Origin of the sequence: Mycobacterium lehmannii (genome assembly GCF_001499925.1) — a bacterium.
Taxonomy (GTDB): Bacteria; Actinomycetota; Actinomycetes; order Mycobacteriales; family Mycobacteriaceae; genus Mycobacterium; species Mycobacterium lehmannii.
The window spans coordinates 30,297-50,836 of sequence record NZ_LQIR01000069.1 but is presented as its reverse complement, the minus strand read 5'-3'; the positions used below and the strand labels follow the sequence as shown (position 1 = coordinate 50,836).

Below are 20,540 nucleotides of genomic sequence, written 5' to 3'. Positions count from 1 at the left end.
CCTGAGAGGTCGCTGTGAGGCGGGACGATCAGCGGGATGCGGGCCCACGGGGCCCCAACTGTTACTCTCGTAGACTGTTTGACGGGTAACTCTGCAGGCTGCGCGCTTGACGGGGGTCCGCACACGACTTAACCAAGACGCTGGTCGAATCCAGCCCCATCCGCACGCCGCGATCAACAGGCCGGCTGCGCAGGAGGAAGAGTGCTTTCGGCTTTCATCTCTTCACTCAGGACGGTCGACCTGAGGCGAAAGATCCTGTTCACCCTGGGCATCGTGATCCTTTACCGGGTCGGGGCCGCGATCCCGTCTCCCGGGGTGAACTACCCGAACGTGCAGGAGTGCATCGCTGAGGTCACCGGCGGTGAGTCCGGCCAGATCTACTCGCTGATCAACCTGTTCTCCGGCGGCGCGTTGCTGCAGTTGTCGGTGTTCGCCGTCGGTGTGATGCCTTACATCACCGCGAGCATCATCGTGCAGCTGCTGACCGTGGTGATCCCGCGGTTCGAGCAGCTGCGCAAAGAAGGCCAGTCCGGCCAGGCCAAGATGACGCAGTACACGCGCTATCTGGCCATTGCGCTGGCCATTCTGCAGAGCACCAGCATCGTGGCGCTGGCGGCCAACGGCGGCCTGCTCCAAGGCTGCTCGCTGGACATCATCCAGGGCCAGAGCGAGGGGCTGAACATCTTCACCCTCGTGGTGATGGTGCTGGTGATGACCGCGGGCGCGGCGCTGGTGATGTGGATGGGCGAGCTGGTCACCGAGCGCGGCATCGGCAACGGCATGTCGCTGATCATCTTCGCGAGCATCGCCTCGGCGATCCCGGGCGAGGGTCAGACCATTCTCGAGAGCCGCGGCGGCCTGGTGTTCGCGCTGGTCTGCGCCGGTGCGCTGGCGATCATTGTCGGCGTGGTGTTCGTCGAGCAGGGCCAGCGCCGAATCCCTGTGCAGTACGCCAAGCGGATGGTTGGCCGCAAGATGTACGGCGGCACCTCGACGTACCTGCCGTTGAAGGTGAACCAGGCAGGCGTCATCCCGGTGATCTTCGCCTCGTCGCTGATCTACATCCCGCAGCTCATCACCCAGCTCATCCAGAGCGGAAGCTCGAATCCGAACAGCACCAACTGGTGGAACACGTTCGTCGCGAACTACCTGACAGATCCCAGCAGCCTGGCCTACATCGGGGTCTACTTCGCGCTGATCGTGTTCTTCACCTACTTCTACGTCTCCATCACGTTCAACCCCGATGAGCGGGCCGACGAGATGAAGAAGTTCGGCGGCTTCATCCCCGGCATCCGGCCTGGCAAGCCGACCGCGGACTACCTGCGTTACGTACTGAGCCGGATCACCCTTCCAGGTTCGATCTACCTGGGTCTGATCGCCGTGCTGCCGAACCTGTTCCTCTCCGTGGGGAGCAGCGGGCCCGTGCAGAACCTGCCGTTCGGTGGTGTGGGCGTACTGATCCTCGTCGGGGTCGGATTGGATACCGTCAAACAGATCGAGAGCCAGCTGATGCAGCGCAATTACGAAGGGTTCCTGAAGTGAGAGTCGTTCTGCTCGGACCGCCCGGCGCCGGCAAGGGAACACAGGCCCAGAAGCTCTCCGAGAAGCTCGGAATTCCGCAGATCTCGACCGGCGACCTCTTCCGCAAGAACATCGGCGACGGCACCCCGCTGGGGCTGGAAGCCAAGAAATACCTCGACGCGGGCGACCTGGTGCCATCGGAGCTGACGAACAAGCTGGTCGAGGACCGCATCGAACAGCCCGACGCGGCCGACGGGTTCATCCTCGACGGCTACCCCCGCTCCGTGGAGCAGGCCAAGGCGCTCGACGACATGCTCAAGCGCCACGACACCAAGCTCGATGCGGTGCTGGAGTTCAAGGTTTCCGAGGACGAGCTGTTCAAGCGTCTCAAGTCCCGCGGCCGCGAAGACGACACCGAAGACGTGATCCGCAACCGCATGCAGGTCTATCGCGACGAGACCTACCCCCTGCTCGAGTACTACAGCAGCAACAACCTGCAGCAAGTCGACGCGGTCGGCGCTCTCGACGAGGTTTTCGCGCGCGCACTGCAGGCGCTCGGTAAGTAGCGGATATGGGCCTGATGGGCCTGCGCGGACGCAAGGTCGTACCGCAGCGCACCCCCGATGAACTCGACGCGATGGCCGTCGCGGGAGCCTTGGTGGCGTCGGCGCTGGCCGCGGTCCGTCAGGCCGCCGCCCCCGGCGTGACCACACTGGCGCTCGACGAGGTCGCCGAGTCGGTGATCCGCGACGGCGGAGGTGTGCCCTCCTTCCTCGGCTACCACGGGTATCCCGCGAGCATCTGCTCCTCGGTCAATGACCGTGTAGTGCACGGTATTCCGTCTGCGGCAGAGACCCTGGCGTCCGGGGACCTGGTGTCCATCGACTGCGGGGCGATCGTCGACGGCTGGCACGGCGACTCGGCGATCACGTTCGGGGTCGGGACGCTGATCCCGGTCGACGAGGCGTTGTCGCAGGCCACCAAGGAAGCCATGGAGGCCGGCGCATCCGCGATGGTGCCCGGCAACCGGCTCACCGACGTTTCACACGCCATCGAGACCGCGGCGCGCGCCGCCGAGAAGCGGTACGGCCGCAAGTTCGGCATCGTCGACGGCTACGGCGGACACGGCATCGGACGGCAGATGCACATGGACCCGTTCCTGCCCAACGAGGGTGCGCCCGGGCGCGGACCCTATCTGGCGGTCGGTTCGGTGCTGGCCATCGAGCCGATGCTGACGCTGGGCACCACCAAGACCGTGATCCTCGAGGACGAGTGGACCGTCGTTACCACAGACGGATCGCGGGCGGCCCACTGGGAGCACACCGTGGCCGTCACCGAGGACGGGCCGCGGATCCTCACTCAGTAGGCCGCCCGCGCGAAATCATCTAAGGGCGGTTAGCCCTCGCCCATACCCTGCACGGGTTCGGGTGCGGCGTCCCCGCGGACCGCCTTCTCGATCCGGGCGCCCAGATCGTCGTCGACATTGCGCCAGTACTCCAGCGACCGGTCGAGCACCTCGCCGGTCACCCCGTCGAGGCTGCCCGCGATCGTCTCGACCGCCGCGGTGCGTTGCGCGTCGTTCCACACCTTGCGCACCATCGTGCCGGGCTGGCCGAAGTCGTCGTCCTCGGCGTGCAGCGCGTAGGCCGAGCGCACCAGTTCGGCGTCTGCCTCCCAGCCGTCCTCGGCCGGGCCGGTGGTGTCCGACCACGGACGTCCGCCGCTGTTCGGCGCGTAAACCGGTGCCGCGCCGGAGTGGTGGTAGGTCATCTGGCCGTCGAACATGTAGGAGTTCATCGGCACCCCGTCGCGCGGCTGGTTCACCGGCAGCTGGTGGAAGTTGGTGCCGATCCGGTTACGCTGCGCGTCGTTGTAGGCGAACGCGCGGCCGAGCAGCATCTTGTCCGGCGACAGGCCGATACCCGGCACCGTGTTACCCGGGGAGAACGCCGCCTGTTCGATCTGGGCGAAGAAGTTCTCCGGGTTGCGGTTGAGCGTGAAGCTGCCGACCGGAATCAGCGGGTAGTCCGCGTGCGGCCACACCTTGGTCAGGTCGAACGGGTTGAACCGGTAATCGGCCGCCTCGGCATACGGCATCACCTGCACCGAGAGCCGCCAGCTTGGGTGCTCTCCCCGGTTGATCGCATCGAAGAGGTCCCGGCGGTGGAAGTCGCTGTCCTCACCGGCCAGGGCGGCGGCCTCGTCGTTGGTGAGGAACTCCATGCCCTGGTCGGTGTGGAAGTGGTACTTCACCCAGAACTTCTCGCCTGCGGCGTTGACCCACATGTAGGTGTGCGAGCCGTAGCCGTTCATGTGGCGCCAGGTCCGTGGCAGGCCGCGCTCACCCATCAGGTAGGTCACCTGGTGGGCGGACTCGGGGTTCAAACTCCAGAAATCCCACTGCATCTGTGAGGACCGCAGGCCGGAGTCGGGCAGCCGCTTCTGGCTCCGGATGAAATGGGGGAACTTCATCGGGTCGCGGACGAAGAAGATCGGCGTGTTGTTGCCGACCAGGTCGTAGTTGCCTTCTGAGGTGTAGAACTTCAGCGAGTATCCGCGCACATCCCGCCACGTGTCCGGGCTGCCCTGCTCACCGGCCACTGTCGAAAAGCGAATCAGCAGATCGGTTTTCGCGCCCTTCTGGAACAGTGCGGCCTTGGTGAACTGCGAGACATCCTCGGTGGCGGTGAACACCCCGAAGGCGCCGGAGCCCTTGGCGTGCGGGCTACGTTCGGGGACACGCTCACGGTTGAAGTGGGCCATCTGCTCCAGGAAATGCACGTCGTGCAGGACGAGTGGTCCGTTCGAGCCGACGCTGAGACTATTGCGGTCGCTGAAAGCCGGTGCGCCGGTGCCGGTGGTGGAGCCGAATTTCGAAGCGGTCATCAGAATCTCCATTCAAATGGGTTGTGTGCTGCCATTGCAGTCGGGGCACAGGCCCCAGAAAGTCACTTCGGCCTCGTCGATCGCGTAGCCGGTTGCACCGTCGGCATGTAGGCACGGGGCTCGCCCGGTGGCGCACTCGACGTCGTCGATGGCGCCGCACGATCGACAGACCACGTGGTGGTGGTTGTCGCCGGTCTGCAGTTCGAAGCGGGCGCGTGAGCCGGCCGGTTCGACGCGGCGTAACAAGCCCGCGCCGGTGAGGGCGTAGAGCACGTCGTAAACCGCTTGTGTCGACAGCGATCCGATGCGCCGACGCGCTCCGGCGGCGATCTCTTCGACGTCGGCGTGCGGATGCTTCTGGACCTCAGCGAGCACCGCGAGTCGGGGTTTGGTGATTCGCAGCCCGGCGGCGCGCAGATCGTCGTGCCAACGACTCGCGGACATGCGGCCCCTCCGAATACTTGAACCAGTCAAGTTTCCATTCTGCCCCAATCCCTTGCATTCTGCAAGTCTTGCAAAAAGCAATACCTAGGAGGTCAGCAGTGCTGACTGGGTGTGCCCGCGTGCGACAATTTCGGCATGCACGCGCCCGGAATACCGACGTGACCAAGACACCAAAAGAAGAGCTGACGGCGTTCGAGGTGGCGGCCAGGGATTTGGTGGGCCTGGCGCTGCGCAGTGTCGAAGAGGTGGACGTCTCGCTGCCGCAGTTCCGGTTGCTCGCGGTGTTGCAACAGCGCGGTCGATCGACGTCGACTGAATGCGCCAAGGCGCTCGGAGTGGTCGGATCCACGGTGACGCGTCTGGCCGACCGACTGCATGCCTCTGGCCACCTGGTGCGCGGCTCGGATCCGTCGAACCGCAGCGTCGTCACCCTGGAGTTGACTGCTTCGGGCCGCAAACTGGTGCAGCAGGTCACCGCTCGTCGGCGCCGCGAACTGGCCCGGGTGCTCGACCACATCGACCCAGCCGAGCGGGCGGCGTGCGCGGCGGTGCTGCGCACCCTGCATGAACGGTTCGCCGAGAACCAAGCAGGTGCCCGGCGCAACTCCGTCCCGCTGTGAGGATGCAGCGCCGATACTGAACCGGACGACCGCCAACCTCGTGTCTAGGGCGGAGGTTGAAGTTGGACGACCCGGACGCGACCGTCATGCGGGTGCTCTATACCGAGCACGCCGCCGCGATCTGGCGCTATGCGGTCCGGCTGACCGGCGACACGGCCCGGGCGGAGGATGTGGTGCAGGAGACGCTACTGCGGGCGTGGCGACACCCCGAGGTGACGGCCGACGCCTCGAGGTCGGCGCGACCGTGGTTGTTCACCGTGGCCCGCAACCTCATCATCGACGAGACACGCAGTGCCCGCTTCCGTAGCGAAGCCGGCACCGCCGACATGGAGACGACCGCGGACCGGGCCGGGCCCGACGAGGTGGAGGCTGCGTTGAACCGAATGATGCTCGGCGAAGCCGTCGGTGCGCTGTCCGAGGAGCACCGCGCGGTCATCAGCCGCGCGTACTACCAGGGCTGGACCACGGCGCAGATCGCAGCCGACCTCCACATCGCCGAAGGCACCGTGAAGTCACGGCTGCACTACGGGGTACGAGCGCTCAAGCTCAAGTTGGAGGAGATGGGGGTGACACGGTGACGGCATTCGAACCCGTCCTCGGCCGAGCGGACGACGATCGGCACGCCACGTGGGACGCCGCCTACGTCCTGGGCTCGCTGACCGAACAGGACCGCCTCGAGTACGAGGCACATCTTGCGACCTGTGAGCGTTGCACGGCCGCGGTCGCCGAACTGCGCGACATCCCCACTCTGCTGGGCACGGTCGAACCGGCCGAGTTCGACGGCCATGAGCCCGCGCACGCACAACCCCCGCCAGAACTGTTGAGCGGGCTGTTGAACAGGGTGCGCGCGCGACGCAGGCGGTCGCGGTGGATGACCTCGGCAGCCATCGGTCTGGCCGCCGCCGTGCTGGTGGTCGGCATCGCGATCGCGGTCCGTCCGGAGACGTTCGGGTTGCAAACCGGCACACCGCCGCAGGCGTCCGGTCAGCAACTGGAGATGGCCAAGGTTTCCGAGACGCCGATCAACGCGACCATCTCGATGACGGGGTACGGCTGGGGCACTCGAATCGACATGGCATGCACCTACGGCGACTGGGGCCAACGCGATGCGCCGCCCCAGAACCTGGGGATGGTTGTGGTGGGACACGACGGCAGCCGCAACCAAGTGGCGACGTGGCTGGGGCTGTCGGGCGCGACCGCACTGCCGAGCGCCACTACGCCGATGCAGATGGACGAAATCGCTGCTGTGCAACTGGTTTCACCCGAATCCGGTGAAGTGCTTCTCGAGCGTTCGCTGTGAATGTTCTGAACCGATGAACTCCGCCTGCCCGCGCACCGTGTAACTCGCTGAAGTCCGAAAGCAGGTGAGAGATGGGCCATCGAGTCGTCGACCACATCGTCGAGTACCTTGCGGCGATCGGCGTGCAGTTCATCTTCGGTGTCGACGGTGCCAACATCGAGGATCTCTACGACGCGGCGTATTTCCGTTCCGACATCGACGCCGTGCTCGCCAAGCACGAGTTCTCCGCTGCCACCATGGCCGACGGATACAGCCGCGGCGGCTGCGGAATCGGCGTGGTGGCGGCGACGTCGGGTGGTGGCTGCCTGAACACCGTTCCCGCACTGGGGGAAGCGTTGGCCAGCCGAGTGCCGGTACTGGCGTTGATCGGACAACCGCCGAGCGCACTCGACGGTCGAGGCGCGTTCCAGGACACCAGCGGCCGCAACGGGGCACTCGATGCGCACGCGCTGTTCTCGGCGGTGTCGGTGCATTGCCGGTGGATACTCACGCCCGCGGACATCGTGACCGCACTTCCCGCAGCGATCGAGGCCGCAGCGGCCCGGCGAGGGCCGTCGGTGCTGTTGCTGCCCAAAGACATCCAGCAAGCCGCGGTGCCTGTCAACGGCGGTGTGGTGGTCGGCGAGCGTGTCGGTGTGACACCGGCTGCCCCGCATGCGGTCGCGCGGGCGCTTCGGCGAGTCGAGGGTCCCGTCACGATCATCGCGGGAGAACAGGTTGCCCGCGACGACGCGCGTGCCGAGCTCGAGGCGCTGCGGGCATTGCTGCGCGCCCGGGTGGCCACCGTGCCCGACGCGAAGGACGTCGCGGGCACACCGGGGATGGGATCGTCGTCGGCGCTGGGCGTCACCGGAGTGATGGGTCATCCGACCATCGCCTCGGCACTGGCCGACAGTGGGTTGTGCCTCCTGGTGGGCACCAGGATGACGGTCACGGCGCGGGCCGGCCTCGAGAACGCCCTGGCCTCGGTTCCCGTGTTCTCGATGGGCTGCGCCCCACCGTATCTCGCATGCACCCACGCGCACACCGACGATCTGCGCACCTCGCTTCGGGCGCTCACTGACGCGCTGTCAGGTGCGGGCCGGCCTGCGCGCCTGCGGGTGCCCGACACGGTGACCCGTGACGAGTTGCAGCCGCCGCCCCATCTCGGAACCGGCGTCCGGTATCGCGACGCGATGCTGGCGCTCGACGCGACGTTGCCCGACGGCGTGGACATCGTGGTCGACGCGGGCAATATCGGGGCGGCGGCGATTCATCACCTGCCGGTGCGGCGCGACGGCCGGTTCGTCGTCGCGCTCGGCATGGGGGGCATGGGATACAGCTTCGGCGCAGGAATCGGAATGGCCTTCGGCCGGGGCAGGCGGACGCTGGTGGTAGCGGGCGACGGCAGTTTCCTCATGCACGGCATGGAGATTCACACCGCGCGCGAGTACGGGCTGCCGGTGACGTTCCTCCTGTTCGACAACCACGCGCACGCGATGTGCCTCACTCGCGAGCAGGTGTTCTACGGCGATCGGTACAGCTACAACCGGTTCGGGCCGAGCCGGTTGGGGGCCGGACTTGGCGCGATGTTCCCGGGACTGCGCACCGCCGACATCGAGGACGTCGCGTCGCTGCCCGCCGCACTCACAGCTGCGCTCGAGACCGACGGCCCCGCCGTCATCAGCATCGAATGTTCTGCCGATGAGATTCCGCCGTTCGCGGCGTTCCTCGACCGAGACAGCGTCAAACCATCTGCCGCAGAGGAGATCCGCAACCATGTCCCTGCCCGCCCTTGACGACATCACCACCCATCGCGGCACTGGCGAGCCGCTCGACGGCCTCATTCGCGTCGAGACGTCACCGCGTGAGAAGGCCACCCCGATCATCATGGAGATGATGCGGTCGGTCTATCCGCACGACTACGTCTACGGCGAGTACTGCACCGTCAACGAGTACGTCGACTGTCCGCCCGGCGCGCTATTCGAATACCTCTCCGACACAAGGTGTCTGGAGGAATGGACCTACAGCCTGCGCGGTTTCGCCCCCACCGAGGAACCAGGGCTGTGGGTGGCCTACGACCGGCTGGGCTCGCAGACGCAGATATTCACCCGCACGGTCGCCAACGAGGCGGCCATGACGGTGGATTACCACTGCGCGTGGGATCAGGGCAGGCACCTGTGGATGATCTACCTGATGCGTGTCGTCGATGCCCAGCTCGTGTTCGACAAACCCGGTTCGGTGGTGCTGTGGACCAACTGTCATCACCCGTTCTATGACCGCAACCCGTATCCGGAGTCGGCCCCACCCGAGCGACCCGTATGGGTGGGCGACTTCTGGGACATGTTCGGCCCCGGCCACCTGCTCGAGTTGCGCAATCTCAAGGCCATCGCCGAGTACCGGCACCGCAACGGCCTTCCCGTGACGCCCGATTGGATGAGGTGAGTTCGGTATGACCGTCAGCCTTCTGGACGTATCGACGTACCTGCCGGGTGAGCCGATCGGCGCCGAATACTATGCGCAGTTCGCCGAATCCGACGATCTGCGGGACAACATGATGTTCCGCGCCCCCAGATTCCGCCATCATGTCGCGCCCGACGAGACCGCCGTCGACATGGTCGAGCGTGCGGCCGCCGGCCTGATCGAGCGTCGCGGCCAGGACGCCGTCGCCGGCGCCGACGTACTGATCACCCACACCCAGATGCCCGACGTCCCGTTCTACGGTGGCGGCGGTGCCATGGCGCACCGACTCGGTATGAAGCCGACATGGGTGCTCGATCTGCACAACGGCGGCTGCGCGGCGTTCGTGTTCGGGCTGCAGGTGGCGCGGCAGCTGCTGTCCTCCGGCGCTGGACGCACGGCGCTGGTCGCCGTCGCGCAGAACGCCGCCGGTCAGGTCTTCGACCAACCCCAGGTGCGGCGTAAGGCCCAGGCGTCGGTGCCGGGCGACGGTGCGGCCGTCGGCCTGCTGGCGGTGTCGGAGCAGTCACCGATCCTCGACGTCGAATGTCGCACCTACGGCGAGTTCGCCGGCGATATGACGATCGCGTCCGACCCGCCGCGCAAGTGGTGGCAGCCGGGCCCTGGGGAGGGTTACATCGGTTTCACCGAAAGCAAGATCACCAAGGTGCTGGCGCGAGGCAACCGCCAGGTTCCCGAGGTGTCGTACGCGGTATGCGACCGCATCGGGGTCAAGCCTCCCGATCTGAACCTGCTCGTCACCAACCAGCCGAACCGGGTGTTCTTGCGCAACTGGCGAGAAGCGCTCGAACTCCCGCCCGAGCGTCACGTCGACACCTTCGACCAGTGCGGCAACCTGTTCGCCGCGGGCATTCCGGTCAATCTCGATCGTGCAATTGACAGCGGAAGACTCAAACCGGGGGAGGTCGTGTTGATGGCGGCGTTCGCCCACGCCGGTGATTTCGCCGGGGCGGCCGCAGTGCGGTGGGGCGGCCGCGGCTGATGTCCGAACCGATGCACAGGGGAGCGGAGGCGCTCGGCGCGCTACCCACCTCGTTGGACCCGATGGCCCTGTCGCTCAACGAGAATCCCTTCCCACCACTGCCGTCCGTGCGTTCGGCGCTGAGCGCTTCGATCGAGGCGGCCAACCGGTATCCGGAGTATCTGCCCGAGCGGCTGCGCTCGCTGATCGCCGGACACACGGGCCTGCGCGACGAGCAGGTCGTGGTCGGGGCCGGCGCCACCGGTGTGATCATGCAGGTGTTGCATGCGGTGACGGATCCCGGTGATCGAATCGTCATGGCCACGCCGACGTTCGACGGATATCCGATCTTCGCGCAGATGGCGCGGCTGGAATCGGTCGCCGTTGCGTTGGACGCGCACGGTCACCACGATCTCGACGCGATGGCGTCGGCCGCGACCGGTGCCAGGGTCGTGGTGGTGTGCCGTCCGCACAACCCGACCGGCACAATCGAGCACGCCGCCGAACTCGAGCGGTTCCTTCGGTGCCTGTCGCCGGAGACAGTGGTCCTTCTCGACGAGGCCTACGCGGAGTTCCTGGCGCCGGAGTACCGCATGGACGCCGTCGGATTGGTCGCGCGGCACCCCAATGTGGTGGTGCTGCGGACGTTTTCGAAGGCCTACGGGTTAGCCGGACTTCGCATCGGGTACGGCTTCTGCGCCCCGCAGCTCGCCGGCAGGCTGTGGAGCATGCAACTGCCTTTTGGTGTCGCGATCACCGCACTCGTCGGGGTCGCGGCGTCGTTCGACGCGGAAGCCGAGCTGAGTCAACGCATCCGGATGATCACCAGCGAGCGTCGACACCTGCGCATGCGGCTGCGGTCCATGGGGGTGTACAGCACCGAGAGCAACGCCAACTTCGTCTATGTACCGGACTGTGGCCGTGGCTGGGGGAAGGTCTTCGAGACGAACGGAGTGCGTGTCCGCCAGTACGCCGACGGCGGCGTGCGCATCACCGTGGGAGACCGAAGATCCACCCGCGCCGTGGTGGCCGCGGTCGCCAAGGCCATGCGCTGAAATCTGCTGACCGCGCCGATCGATGCGGTATGAAGAGGCGTGGCCCCCCAACCGTCGCGGCAGGATGACCATGACCCGATCGCGCTCGCGCGGGCCAACTGGGAGCGCTGCGGGTGGGGCGAGGTCGCCGACGGCATGGTCGCGGTGACATCGGTGATGCGGGCCCACCAGATCCTGCTGGCGCGCGTCGAAAGCGCACTACGGCCCTACGATCTGAGTTTCTCGCGGTTCGAGTTGCTGAGGCTGCTGGCGTTCACCCGCAACGGCGCGCTGCCGATCACCAAGGCCTCCGATCGGCTGCAGGTGCACGTCACCAGTGTCACGCACGCGATCCGGCGGCTGGAGGGCGACGGTCTCGTCGAGCGGATCCCCCATCCGACCGACGGGCGCACCACGCTGGTTCAGATCACCGACCTCGGCCGCTCGACTGTCGAGGACGCCACGGTGACGTTGAACAACGAGGTCTTCGCCGACATCGGAATGTCGAGCACCGAGTCGCGGGCCCTTGCCGATTCGATCCAGACGCTGCGCCGCAACTCCGGGGACTTCTAGGTCCGGTCGGTGCGGGTCATGCCGCGTTCTGCCGCGCCACCCAGTCGTGGAAGGACAACAGATCGGGGTTCAGCGTCCGTACGAACGCCAGATCGCGCGCAGCGGTGAACCGTTCGGAGTCCTCGGCGTAGAACTGGAACATGTTGCCCATCTCGACGGCGCCGGGGAATCCCATGGCGCGCAGCTCATTCCAGGACTGCGGTCGGTAAGCTACCGGTTCTCCGTGCAGCCTGGAGAGTTCGGCGGCGAACTCGTCGCCGGTCAAGTGGTCACCGGCGATGCTCACGGTCTGGCCGATGAACTCCGGGCCCCGCTTGAAGATGCCGAGTGCGGTTCGGCCGATGTCGCCGACGGCGATCGCGGCCATCGGGCGGTCCGCCATCGGCAGCGTCAGCACCAGGTGCCCGCTCGGATCGCGGACTGGTTGGAGGTCGGAGAGGAACCCCTCGTAGAACCCGGCTGTTCGGAGAAATGTCGTGGGCACACCGTGTTCGGCGAAGGCGGCGTCCGCCTCTGCCTTCGCGTCGAAGTGCGGCACCTTGTACCGCCCCTCGACCGTCGGCACCCGTGCGTCGTCACCGAAGTGGTCCCGGGTGTCCTCCAACGTCGACCAGATGACGTGCGCCACGCCCGCTGACTTCGCCGCGCGCGCCGCCGTTTCGGCTTGGTACAGCTCCGATTCCGCCCGGGTGCGGACGGCTTCCTCTTCTGCCGTCCGCTCCGCCCAGTAATTGGTGACGACGAACGCCGCCTCGGCTCCCTCGAATGCGCGCTGCATGCCCGCGACGTCGTACAGGTCGGCCTCGACGACTTCCGCGCCCCCTGCGGCGAGCCGCTTGGCCTGCGTGGAGTGCCGGTTGCGCGTCACCGCACGAACCGAGAACTGCCCGCCGGGATCGGACAGGATCGCTCGGGCCAGTCCGCCGCCCTGGTTGCCGGTCGCTCCCACAACGGTGATCACATGCTGTGCCATGGTCATCTCCTCCTAGGTTGATACGTCAACCCCTTCGAGGGTAGTTGGCCGAGTTGATATGTCAACCTGATCCGGTAGGATCACCGTCATGGCTGGTAAAGGGCGGCTGACCGAGGAAGAACTGGGCGCCTGGCGCGCATTCGTGACGATGCGGCACAAGCTCGAGCGCCACCTGGTGATGCACCTGCAGCGCGAGTTCGGGCTCTCGGATGCCGACTTCGAGATATTGGTCAACCTGTCGGAGGCGCCGAAGGGGCGGATGCGCGCCTACGAGCTCGGCAGGGCCACCCACTGGGAGAAGACCCGGCTGTCACACCACCTGACCCGGATGCAGAAGCGTGGCCTGATCCGCCGGGAGGAGTCGACGGGCCGTTATCCCGACATCGTGCTGACCGATACCGGCCGCGCGGCGATAAAGGCGTCCGCACCGGCCAATGCGGAACGGGTGCGGGAACTGTTCATCGACGTGCTCGGGCCGAAGCGCCTCGAGGCTTTCCGTGAAGCCTCCCACGAGGTGATCGCCGCCATCGAGGAGCACCTCGCGAAGGACTGCACCCTGGAGTGACGCGGGCCTACTCCAGCACGGTCGGCAGCGGAATCGTCGCCGTCACCGCCGTCCCCGCTCCCGGGCGGGACCGGATGTTGAGCCGACCGCCGACGATCTCGGCGCGCTCGGCCATCGACAGCAGGCCGTAGCCGCCCATGTCGTCGCCGCCCAGCGGATGTTCGAAGGTATCGAAACCCACTCCGTCGTCGATGATTTCGAGACGTGCGACGTCGCCGCTGTCACCGGGGTCGACGGCGAACGTCAGCCGGGCCGACGTGGCCTTGGCGTGTTTGACGACGTTCTGCAGGCACTCCTGGGCGATGCGGTACAGCGCGAGCTCGATGTGGTCGGGGAGGCGGCGCTCGGCCAGATCCACCTCGATGCCGATCTGCGGTATCGATCGGGCGAGGCTGGCCAGTCCGCCGGCCAGTCCGAGGTCGTCGAGAACCGGCGGGCGCAACCCGCTGATCGCCGCGCGGGCCTCCTGCAGTGTCAGGTCGACCAACTCGCGTGCCTTGCCGAGCTGTTCGGCGACGATCGCGGGTTCGTCGGAACGGGTCGCGGCGTCCAGCCGATAGGACAAGGTGACCAGCCGCTGGGAGATACCGTCGTGGATATCGCCTGCAAGCCTTCGTCGTTCGAGCTCCTGAGCCTCGATCACCTGCTCGACGAAATTCTCGTGGGCCCGTTCGCGGGCCACCAGCTGCCGGTGCAGCCGGGCCTGGTGCATGGCCCCTGCGATGAGCCTGCCTATCACCACGAGCAACTCGACGTCGCGCTCGGCGAAGTCGCGGCGCTCCACGGTGTGCACGTTCAACACGCCGACAAGGCCGCCGGGGTCGGTCTCCATCGGCACCGACACCATCGACGTGAAATCGCTGCCCCGCAACGACTGAAACGGCATGTAGCGCGGATCGGACTCCTTGTCCTGCGTGATCACCACCGGCTCTCGGTGGCTGGCGACCCAACCCGAGATGCCCTGACCCAGAGGCAGTCTGATCTTTCCTATCTCGGCGTCGAACGGCGGTGTGGCACCGGCCAGCGTGAGCGACCGGTCGCTGTCGTCGAGGACATGCACGAAGCACACGTCGCTGGCGGTGGCCGCAGTGATCATCCGCGCGGCCGCGGCGGCCAGCGGTTCGACACCGGGACCCTTGGACGCGGCCTGGATCAGCTCGCGCAGCAGGGCCAGCTCGCGGTCGGCGGCCAGCGCGTACTGGCTCAGCTCCCGCACCGCGTCCGACGGACCCGATTCCGTCGTCACTTGAAGATTCCCTCGCGCAGGGCCGTCGCGACGGCGCCGGTGCGGTCGCTGACCCCGAGCTTGCGGTAGATCGAACTGAGGTGGGTCTTGACCGTCTCGTCCCCGATGACCAGCTTGGCCGCGATCGCCCGGTTGGACAGCCCGTTGACGACGAGCGAGAGGATCTCACTCTCACGCTGGGTCAACCCCTGGCGCGCGCCGGGCCAGAACTCGTCGCGCTGAAGCCGCGCCGCGGTGTCGACGGCCCTGGCCGCCATGCCCGGGTCGATCGCGGTCTCGCCACGGTGGACGAACTCCAGCTGCCGCACCAGTTCGTCGCTGCTGATGCTCTTGAGCAGATATCCGGACGCCCCGACCCGAAGGGCCTGGAACAGGTATTGCTCGTCGTCGTAGACCGACAGCATGACGATCTTGCGGTCGGCGTTGCGTTCGCGCAGTTCGGCGCACAGGTCCAGGCCGCTGGCACCCTGCATCCGCACATCGCACAGCACGATGTCGGGATCGAGATCGTCGATGACCGCGGTTGCGCGTTCGGCGCCGACGGCCTGCCCGACGACCTGTACCCGGTCGGCGAACGCCGCCAGCATGGCCTTGAGGCCCTCGATGACCATTTCGTGGTCGTCGACCAGCACAAGACGTACCGGTGGGCTGCTCGGCATGCACCTACCTTAGAGGTGCCATTTCCCAGGTGAAGCATGTCGGCGGGGTGCGGCGGGCCGAAGCGGCACCGACGATCCCCCGATTGGGGGAGGACGTCGCGTGTGATGGGGGCCACGCTCTACATATGCCGACAACGCAGGAGACGACGTGGCGCGCGGGCCGATTCTGGTGGGACTGTTCCCCTCCTGGTGCGGCGCCGGGTTCCGGCTGTGCCGTGCGCGGTCTGGTGTTCGACCTCGACGCACTGACGGACATCGAATGCGACGGCCACCGGGTCGCCTACAACGCCGCCTTCGCGACGCACGGCCTGGATTTCCAGTGGTCGGTGCCGCGCTACCGACAGCTGCTCGCGCTCACCGATGAGCGCCAGAGGGTCGCCGCCGAGCTTCGCAAGCGGTGCGTGGCCAGCGAGGCCGACGTGCTCACCAAGCTGCTGGCCGACGAGATCTACACCACCAAGACGATGCTGTTCGACGAGCTGATCCTCGAGCGTGACCTGACGCCGCGCGCCGGCCTGGTCGACTTCGTGATGGACGCGGTCGGCTGCGGGGTTCAGGTGGCCGTCGTGGTGAACGGGCAGCGCGGCTGGGCCGAGCCGCTGGTGCGCCAGCTGGTCGGCGAGGGACTCGTCGAGGTCGTGGTCTCCGCCGAGGACGTCGTCAAGCCGATGCCCGACTCGGAGGCCCACCGCCACGCGCTGTGGGAACTCGGCGTGTCGGCCGACGAGGCGTTCGCGATCAGTGGTTCGGCATCCGGGCTGCGGGCGGCCACCACCGCAGGCATGCCCGCCCTGGTGATCACGGGGGAGGGGACCCCTGACATCCCGTCCGCGGTGGCGGTGCGCCCGGACTTCGGCGGCGCCAGCCCGCTGCGATTCGCCGATTGCCAGCGCCTGCACGCCAACTGGTCGCGCGGCCGCAAGCAGACGGCCGCCTAGCTGCTCGAACCGGGCGCGTCCGCGCGCCGGCCGGCGGTAGCGTCGACCCATGACCGAGATCCCCACGACCGAAGACGCGCTCGCCCGCCTCGACATGCCGCTGGTCGACGCGATGATGACCCAGCGTGCCGTGCGCCGCGTACTACCCGACCCCGTCGACGACGCCGTCGTGCTGAAGTGCATCGAGCTGGCGCTGCGAGCTCCCACCGGGTCGAACGGGCAGAACTGGGAGTTCATCGTGGTGAAGGACCAGGCCGTCAAGGATCAGCTCGGCAAGCGTTACCGCCAAGCCTGGTCGCTGTACGGCGGAATCGGCCGGCGTCTGGCGGCCGGCGACGAATCGATGCAAAAGATTCTGCGGGCGGTGCAGTGGCAGGTCGAGCACTTCAGTGAGATCCCGGTCCTCGTCGTACCGTGCCTGCGCGGCGGTTCACGGCTGCCGTACATGCCGTCCCCGTTCGTCGGCGAGTCGTCGTTCTTCGGGTCGATCTACCCCAGCGTGCAGAATCTGTTGTTGGCTGCGCGGGCGATGGGTCTCGGTGCGTCGCTGATCACCCTGCCGCTGTGGAGCGTGACATCGGCCCGGCGAACCCTGGGACTGCCGCTGACCGTGACACCCATCTGCGTCGTGCCCTTGGGCTGGCCGCGTGGCCGGTACGGACCGACGACGCGCAAGCCGGTGGGACAGGTCGCCCACCTCGACACGTACGGCGAGCGCGCCTGGGTCGACGCCGACGCTCGGTGACGCCGGGTCAGTTGCCCCGCAGCGCCTCGATCACCGCGCTGAAGTCCTTGTCGGCATGGTCGGCGGCGAACTTCTTGTAGATCTCCGCGGCGTGGCTGCCCAACGGCGCTTTCGAACCGGTCGACTCGACCGCGGCCATGGCCAGGCCGAGATCCTTGTTCATCAACGCGGTCGCGAAACCGGGTTTGAAGCCGTTGTTGGCCGGTGACGTCGGGACCGGTCCCGGGACAGGACAATTGGTGTGCACCGACCAGCAGTTGCCGGTTGCCCCGGTGATCACGTCGAACAGCGACTGCGCCGGCAGTCCCAGCTTCTCGGCGAGCACGAACGCCTCGCCGATCGCGATCTGCTGCACCGCGAGCACCATGTTGTTGCACAGTTTGGCGGCCTGGCCGGTACCGGAGGCGCCGCAGTGAATGATCTTGCCCGCCAACGGTTCGAGCACAGGCCGGGCGCGTTCCACCGCTTCGTCCTCGCCGCCGACCATGAACGCCAGCGTGCCTGCGGTGGCACCCTTCACCCCGCCCGACACCGGGGCGTCGAGTTGCGCGAAGCCACGCTCGAGCGCCTGCTGATGAATGCTGCGCGCGTCGTCGACAGAAATGGTGGAGGTGTCGATGAACAGCGCGTTGTCCTTGGCCGCGGGGAGCACTTCGGCATAGCACGCTTTCACGATGTCGCCGTTGGGCAGCGAGGTGATCACGATCTCGGCCTCGCCGACCGCCTCAGCGCCGCTGCCGAAAACCGATACGCCCTTGTCGGCCGCGGCCGATTTCAGCGTCGGCTGGGGGTCGAACCCGCGGACCGTCTGGCCGGCGGCAACCAGGTTCGCCGCCATCGGCCCGCCCATGTTGCCCAGCCCCAAGAACGCGATCGTCGTCATTGATGACCTCTCCTAAGCGGACGCCCGCACCTTGGCGGCCTGCGACCGCCCGATGACCACCCGCATGATTTCGTTGGTTCCCTCGAGGATCCGGTGTACCCGCAGGTCCCGGACGATCTTCTCCAACCCGTACTCGTTGAGGTAGCCGTAGCCGCCGTGCAACTGCAGCGCCTGGTCGGCGACCGTGTAGCAGGCGTCGGTGACGTAGAGCTTGGCCATCGCGCACAGCTCGACCTTGTCGGGATGGTTCTCGTCCAGCGCAGTCGCCGCGCGCCATAACAGGTTTCGCGAGGTCTCGAGCGCGGTGGCCATCTCGGCCAGGGTGAACCGGATGGTGGGCTCGTCGAGAAGTGGGCCGCCGAACGCTTCGCGGTCTCGCACATACGCGGCGGCCTTGTCGTAGGCGGCCTGCGCACCGCCGAGCGAGCACGCCGCGATGTTGATCCGGCCGCCGTTGAGCCCGTTCATCGCGATCCCGAAGCCGGTGCCCTCGCCGTCGGCGCCGCCCAACATCGCATCGGCGGGAACGCGGACGCCTTCGAAGATCACCTGAGCCGTCGGCTGGGCGTGCCAGCCCATCTTTTCTTCGTCGGCCCCGAAAGTCAGCCCAGCAGCGTCCTTTTCGACGAGGAAGGTGGAGATGCCCCGCGGTCCCTCCCCACCGGTGCGCGCCATCACCACGTACACGTCGGAGGACCCGGCGCCGGAGATGAACTGCTTGACCCCGTCGAGAACGTAGTGGTCACCGTCCCGAACGGCCCTGGTGCGCAACGCACTCGCATCGGACCCCGCACCGGGCTCGGTCAGGCAGTAGCTGGCGATCGACTCCATCGACGCCAGCCGCGGCACCCAGCTCTTGCGTTGTTCGGGCGTGCCGTAGGTGTCGACCATCCACGTGCACATGTTGTGGATGGACAGGAACGCCGCCACCGTCGGATCCGCCGTCGCGAGCTGTTCGAAGATCCGCACGCCGTCGAGCCTGCGCAACCCGCTGCCACCGACGTCTTCGTTGCAGTACACCGCCGCCATTCCAAGCTCGGCGGCTTCGCGCAGCACGTCGGTGGGGAAGTGGTGCGTGCGGTCCCACTCCAGCGCGAACGGCGCGAGCCGCTTCTCGGCGAACGCGACCGCCGTCTCGGCGATCACGCGCTCGTCGTCGTCGAGCCCGAAATAGTCCATGCTGCCGGTGTTCTCGTGCGCTACTTCATGGTCGGCAGGACGAACTCCGCGCCGTCCTTGATGCCGGAGGGCCACCGCTGCGTGACGGTCTTCGTCTTGGTGTAGAACAGGATCGAATGTGGACCGTGCTGATTGAGGTCCCCGAAACCGGACCGTTTCCAACCGCCGAAGGTGTGGTAGGCCACCGGAACCGGGATCGGCACGTTGACGCCCACCATGCCGACCTGCACGCGTGACACGAAATCGCGGGCGGCATCGCCGTCGCGGGTGAAGATCGCCACGCCGTTGCCGTACTCGTGCTCCGAGGGCAGCGCCAGCGCCTCCTCGTAGTCCTTCGCGCGCACAATGCACAGCACCGGCCCGAAGATCTCGTCGGTGTAGATCGACATGTCGGTGGTGACGTGGTCGAACAGGGTGGGGCCGATGAACCAGCCGTTTTCCAGGCTGTCGTCGCCGAATTGCAGTTCGTCGCTGGCGCGTTCGCGGCCGTCGACGACGATCTCGGCGCCCGCCTCGACGCCGGCGTCGATGTAGCCGCGCACCCGCTGCAGCGCCGCCTCGGTCACCAGCGGCCCGTAATCGGCCTTCGGGTCCAGGCTGTGGCCCACCCGCAGGTTGTTGATCCGCTCGACGAGCCGGGCGCGCAAGCGATCTGCGGTCTCATCGCCAACAGGGACCGCGACGCTGATCGCCATGCAGCGCTCGCCCGCACTGCCGTAGCCGGCGCCGATCAGCGCGTCGACGGCCTGGTCGAGGTCGGCATCGGGCATCACGATCATGTGGTTCTTCGCGCCGCCGAAGCACTGCGCGCGCTTGCCGTTGGCCGTCGCGCCCGCGTAGATGTACTGCGCGATATCGGAGCTGCCGACGAAGCCGACGGCCTGGATCGCCGGGTGTTCGAGGATGGCGTCGACGGCTTCCTTGTCACCGTGCACAACCTGGAAGACGCCGGGGGGCAGGCCCGCCTCGAGGAACAGTTCGGCCAGCCGGACCGGCACCGAGGGGTCCCGCTCGGACGGCTTGAGTATGAACGCGTTGCCGCACGCCAAGGCGGGGCCGGCTTTCCACAGCGGGATCATCGCCGGGAAGTTGAACGGGGTGATGCCCGCGACGACGCCGAGCGGCTGGCGCAGCGAGTACACGTCGATACCCGGTCCCGCGCCCTCGGTGAACTCACCCTTGAGCAGGTGCGGGATGCCGACGCTGAACTCGATGACCTCGAGGCCGCGCTGGATGTCGCCGAGGGAGTCGGCGTGGGTCTTGCCGTGCTCGAGAGACAGCAGTTGGGCGAGCTCGTCAGCATTCTGGTTGACCAGCTCGATGAACTTCATCAGCACGCGGGCCCGGCGTTGCGGGTTCCATGCCGCCCATGACTTCTGCGCCTCGGCCGCACCCGTGACCGCCACGTCGACGTCGGCGGCCGACGCCATCACGACCTGCGCTTGCACCTCACCCGTGCTGGGGTTGAAGACGTCGGCGGTGCGGCCCGACTGGCCATTGCTGCGCTTACCGTCGATGAAATGCGGAACCTGGGTGGTCATGAGCGTGCCCCT

General features: G+C 67.1%; 22 protein-coding genes. 14 read left to right on the top strand and 8 right to left on the bottom strand.

What is annotated here, in order from left to right; translation table 11 throughout:
• The first annotated feature begins 201 nt into the window (after positions 1–201).
• Genes secY through map form a run of 3 tightly spaced genes read left to right on the top strand, consistent with a single transcriptional unit; the run spans position 202 to position 2,887 of the window.
• The gene (gene secY, locus AU192_RS24270) at positions 202–1,542 is read left to right on the top strand and encodes a preprotein translocase subunit SecY (protein ID WP_064400094.1); all 1,341 of its coding nucleotides are present in this window, start codon (positions 202–204) and stop codon (positions 1,540–1,542) included.
• Positions 1,539–2,087: an adenylate kinase gene (locus AU192_RS24265; RefSeq protein WP_064400093.1), complete on the top strand. Its 549-nt coding sequence runs from the start codon at positions 1,539–1,541 to the stop codon at positions 2,085–2,087. The genes secY and AU192_RS24265 overlap by 4 nt, the downstream gene beginning before the upstream one ends.
• A 5-nt stretch (positions 2,088–2,092) precedes the next feature.
• Positions 2,093–2,887, top strand: coding sequence for a type I methionyl aminopeptidase (map, locus tag AU192_RS24260; RefSeq protein ID WP_064400092.1), 795 nt, complete (start codon positions 2,093–2,095; stop codon positions 2,885–2,887).
• A gap of 29 nt (positions 2,888–2,916) precedes the next feature.
• On the opposite strand, the gene AU192_RS24255 is transcribed toward map, so the two are convergent.
• Positions 2,917–4,407: a catalase gene (locus AU192_RS24255; protein ID WP_064400199.1), complete on the bottom strand. Its 1,491-nt coding sequence runs from the start codon at positions 4,405–4,407 to the stop codon at positions 2,917–2,919.
• A gap of 12 nt (positions 4,408–4,419) precedes the next feature.
• A complete protein-coding gene (locus AU192_RS24250) occupies positions 4,420–4,851 on the bottom strand; it encodes a Fur family transcriptional regulator (RefSeq protein WP_064400091.1) in 432 nt (143 codons plus the stop codon).
• 158 nt (positions 4,852–5,009) lie between these two features.
• On the opposite strand from AU192_RS24250, the gene AU192_RS24245 reads away from it, so the two are divergent.
• The 8 genes from AU192_RS24245 (at position 5,010) to AU192_RS24210 (ending at position 11,799) form a co-directional block, all read left to right on the top strand.
• Positions 5,010–5,471, top strand: coding sequence for a MarR family winged helix-turn-helix transcriptional regulator (locus AU192_RS24245; protein ID WP_064400090.1), 462 nt, complete (start codon positions 5,010–5,012; stop codon positions 5,469–5,471).
• 62 nt (positions 5,472–5,533) lie between these two features.
• Positions 5,534–6,049, top strand: coding sequence for a sigma-70 family RNA polymerase sigma factor (locus AU192_RS24240; RefSeq protein ID WP_064400089.1), 516 nt, complete (start codon positions 5,534–5,536; stop codon positions 6,047–6,049).
• Positions 6,046–6,771, top strand: a complete 726-nt coding sequence (locus tag AU192_RS24235; RefSeq protein ID WP_064400088.1) for an anti-sigma factor family protein — start codon at positions 6,046–6,048, stop codon at positions 6,769–6,771. Before AU192_RS24240 ends, AU192_RS24235 begins: the two co-directional genes overlap by 4 nt.
• A 71-nt stretch (positions 6,772–6,842) precedes the next feature.
• A complete protein-coding gene (locus AU192_RS24230) occupies positions 6,843–8,549 on the top strand; it encodes a thiamine pyrophosphate-binding protein (RefSeq protein ID WP_064400087.1) in 1,707 nt (568 codons plus the stop codon).
• Entirely contained in the window at positions 8,530–9,195 is a 666-nt protein-coding gene (locus tag AU192_RS24225) for a hypothetical protein (RefSeq protein WP_064400086.1), read from the top strand. The genes AU192_RS24230 and AU192_RS24225 overlap by 20 nt, the downstream gene beginning before the upstream one ends.
• A 7-nt stretch (positions 9,196–9,202) precedes the next feature.
• Complete coding sequence (locus AU192_RS24220) at positions 9,203–10,213, top strand: 3-oxoacyl-ACP synthase III family protein (RefSeq protein ID WP_064400085.1); 1,011 nt, start codon at positions 9,203–9,205, stop codon at positions 10,211–10,213.
• Complete coding sequence (locus AU192_RS24215; RefSeq protein ID WP_064400198.1) at positions 10,213–11,247, top strand: pyridoxal phosphate-dependent aminotransferase; 1,035 nt, start codon at positions 10,213–10,215, stop codon at positions 11,245–11,247. The genes AU192_RS24220 and AU192_RS24215 overlap by 1 nt, the downstream gene beginning before the upstream one ends.
• A gap of 39 nt (positions 11,248–11,286) precedes the next feature.
• Positions 11,287–11,799: a MarR family transcriptional regulator gene (locus AU192_RS24210; RefSeq protein ID WP_064400084.1), complete on the top strand. Its 513-nt coding sequence runs from the start codon at positions 11,287–11,289 to the stop codon at positions 11,797–11,799.
• 16 nt (positions 11,800–11,815) lie between these two features.
• Here AU192_RS24210 and AU192_RS24205 read toward each other — a convergent pair whose 3' ends face one another.
• Positions 11,816–12,772 (bottom strand): NmrA/HSCARG family protein, encoded by a 957-nt coding sequence (locus AU192_RS24205; RefSeq protein WP_233151378.1) that lies wholly within the window; start codon positions 12,770–12,772, stop codon positions 11,816–11,818.
• 88 nt (positions 12,773–12,860) lie between these two features.
• Here AU192_RS24205 and AU192_RS24200 point away from each other — a divergent pair, with 88 nt between their 5' ends.
• Complete coding sequence (locus AU192_RS24200; protein ID WP_064400082.1) at positions 12,861–13,337, top strand: MarR family winged helix-turn-helix transcriptional regulator; 477 nt, start codon at positions 12,861–12,863, stop codon at positions 13,335–13,337.
• Positions 13,338–13,344: 7 nt separating this feature from the next.
• Here AU192_RS24200 and AU192_RS24195 read toward each other — a convergent pair whose 3' ends face one another.
• Positions 13,345–14,583 (bottom strand): GAF domain-containing sensor histidine kinase, encoded by a 1,239-nt coding sequence (locus tag AU192_RS24195; RefSeq protein WP_064400081.1) that lies wholly within the window; start codon positions 14,581–14,583, stop codon positions 13,345–13,347.
• Positions 14,580–15,242: a response regulator gene (locus tag AU192_RS24190; protein ID WP_064400080.1), complete on the bottom strand. Its 663-nt coding sequence runs from the start codon at positions 15,240–15,242 to the stop codon at positions 14,580–14,582. The genes AU192_RS24195 and AU192_RS24190 overlap by 4 nt, the downstream gene beginning before the upstream one ends.
• A gap of 125 nt (positions 15,243–15,367) precedes the next feature.
• On the opposite strand from AU192_RS24190, the gene AU192_RS24185 reads away from it, so the two are divergent.
• Together AU192_RS24185 and AU192_RS24180 are read left to right on the top strand one after the other, a co-directional pair.
• Entirely contained in the window at positions 15,368–16,180 is an 813-nt protein-coding gene (locus AU192_RS24185) for an HAD family hydrolase (RefSeq protein ID WP_064400079.1), read from the top strand.
• A 49-nt stretch (positions 16,181–16,229) separates the two neighbouring features.
• A complete protein-coding gene (locus AU192_RS24180) occupies positions 16,230–16,925 on the top strand; it encodes a nitroreductase family protein (RefSeq protein WP_064400078.1) in 696 nt (231 codons plus the stop codon).
• A gap of 7 nt (positions 16,926–16,932) precedes the next feature.
• On the opposite strand, the gene mmsB is transcribed toward AU192_RS24180, so the two are convergent.
• The 3 genes from mmsB to AU192_RS24165 are packed head-to-tail and all read right to left on the bottom strand — an operon-like array spanning position 16,933 to position 20,528.
• Entirely contained in the window at positions 16,933–17,808 is an 876-nt protein-coding gene (mmsB, locus tag AU192_RS24175) for a 3-hydroxyisobutyrate dehydrogenase (RefSeq protein WP_064400077.1), read from the bottom strand.
• A gap of 12 nt (positions 17,809–17,820) precedes the next feature.
• Positions 17,821–18,987, bottom strand: a complete 1,167-nt coding sequence (locus AU192_RS24170) for an acyl-CoA dehydrogenase family protein (RefSeq protein WP_064400076.1) — start codon at positions 18,985–18,987, stop codon at positions 17,821–17,823.
• Between the two features lie 20 nt (positions 18,988–19,007).
• Positions 19,008–20,528, bottom strand: a complete 1,521-nt coding sequence (locus AU192_RS24165) for a CoA-acylating methylmalonate-semialdehyde dehydrogenase (protein WP_064400075.1) — start codon at positions 20,526–20,528, stop codon at positions 19,008–19,010.
• Positions 20,529–20,540 lie beyond the last annotated feature (12 nt).

Coding starts and splice junctions, on each gene's coding strand:
- AU192_RS24250 (WP_064400091.1), bottom strand. CDS start 4,851: ATGTCCGCGAGTCGTTGGCACGACGATCTGCGCGCCGCCGGGCTGCGA.
- AU192_RS24170 (WP_064400076.1), bottom strand. CDS start 18,987: ATGGACTATTTCGGGCTCGACGACGACGAGCGCGTGATCGCCGAGACG.
- AU192_RS24200 (WP_064400082.1), top strand. CDS start 12,861: ATGGCTGGTAAAGGGCGGCTGACCGAGGAAGAACTGGGCGCCTGGCGC.
- AU192_RS24165 (WP_064400075.1), bottom strand. CDS start 20,528: ATGACCACCCAGGTTCCGCATTTCATCGACGGTAAGCGCAGCAATGGC.
- mmsB (WP_064400077.1), bottom strand. CDS start 17,808: ATGACGACGATCGCGTTCTTGGGGCTGGGCAACATGGGCGGGCCGATG.
- AU192_RS24255 (WP_064400199.1), bottom strand. CDS start 4,407: ATGACCGCTTCGAAATTCGGCTCCACCACCGGCACCGGCGCACCGGCT.
- AU192_RS24185 (WP_064400079.1), top strand. CDS start 15,368: ATGCCGACAACGCAGGAGACGACGTGGCGCGCGGGCCGATTCTGGTGG.
- map (WP_064400092.1), top strand. CDS start 2,093: ATGGGCCTGATGGGCCTGCGCGGACGCAAGGTCGTACCGCAGCGCACC.
- AU192_RS24205 (WP_233151378.1), bottom strand. CDS start 12,772: ATGGCACAGCATGTGATCACCGTTGTGGGAGCGACCGGCAACCAGGGC.
- AU192_RS24190 (WP_064400080.1), bottom strand. CDS start 15,242: ATGCCGAGCAGCCCACCGGTACGTCTTGTGCTGGTCGACGACCACGAA.
- AU192_RS24230 (WP_064400087.1), top strand. CDS start 6,843: ATGGGCCATCGAGTCGTCGACCACATCGTCGAGTACCTTGCGGCGATC.
- AU192_RS24180 (WP_064400078.1), top strand. CDS start 16,230: ATGACCGAGATCCCCACGACCGAAGACGCGCTCGCCCGCCTCGACATG.
- AU192_RS24220 (WP_064400085.1), top strand. CDS start 9,203: ATGACCGTCAGCCTTCTGGACGTATCGACGTACCTGCCGGGTGAGCCG.
- AU192_RS24215 (WP_064400198.1), top strand. CDS start 10,213: ATGTCCGAACCGATGCACAGGGGAGCGGAGGCGCTCGGCGCGCTACCC.
- AU192_RS24225 (WP_064400086.1), top strand. CDS start 8,530: ATGTCCCTGCCCGCCCTTGACGACATCACCACCCATCGCGGCACTGGC.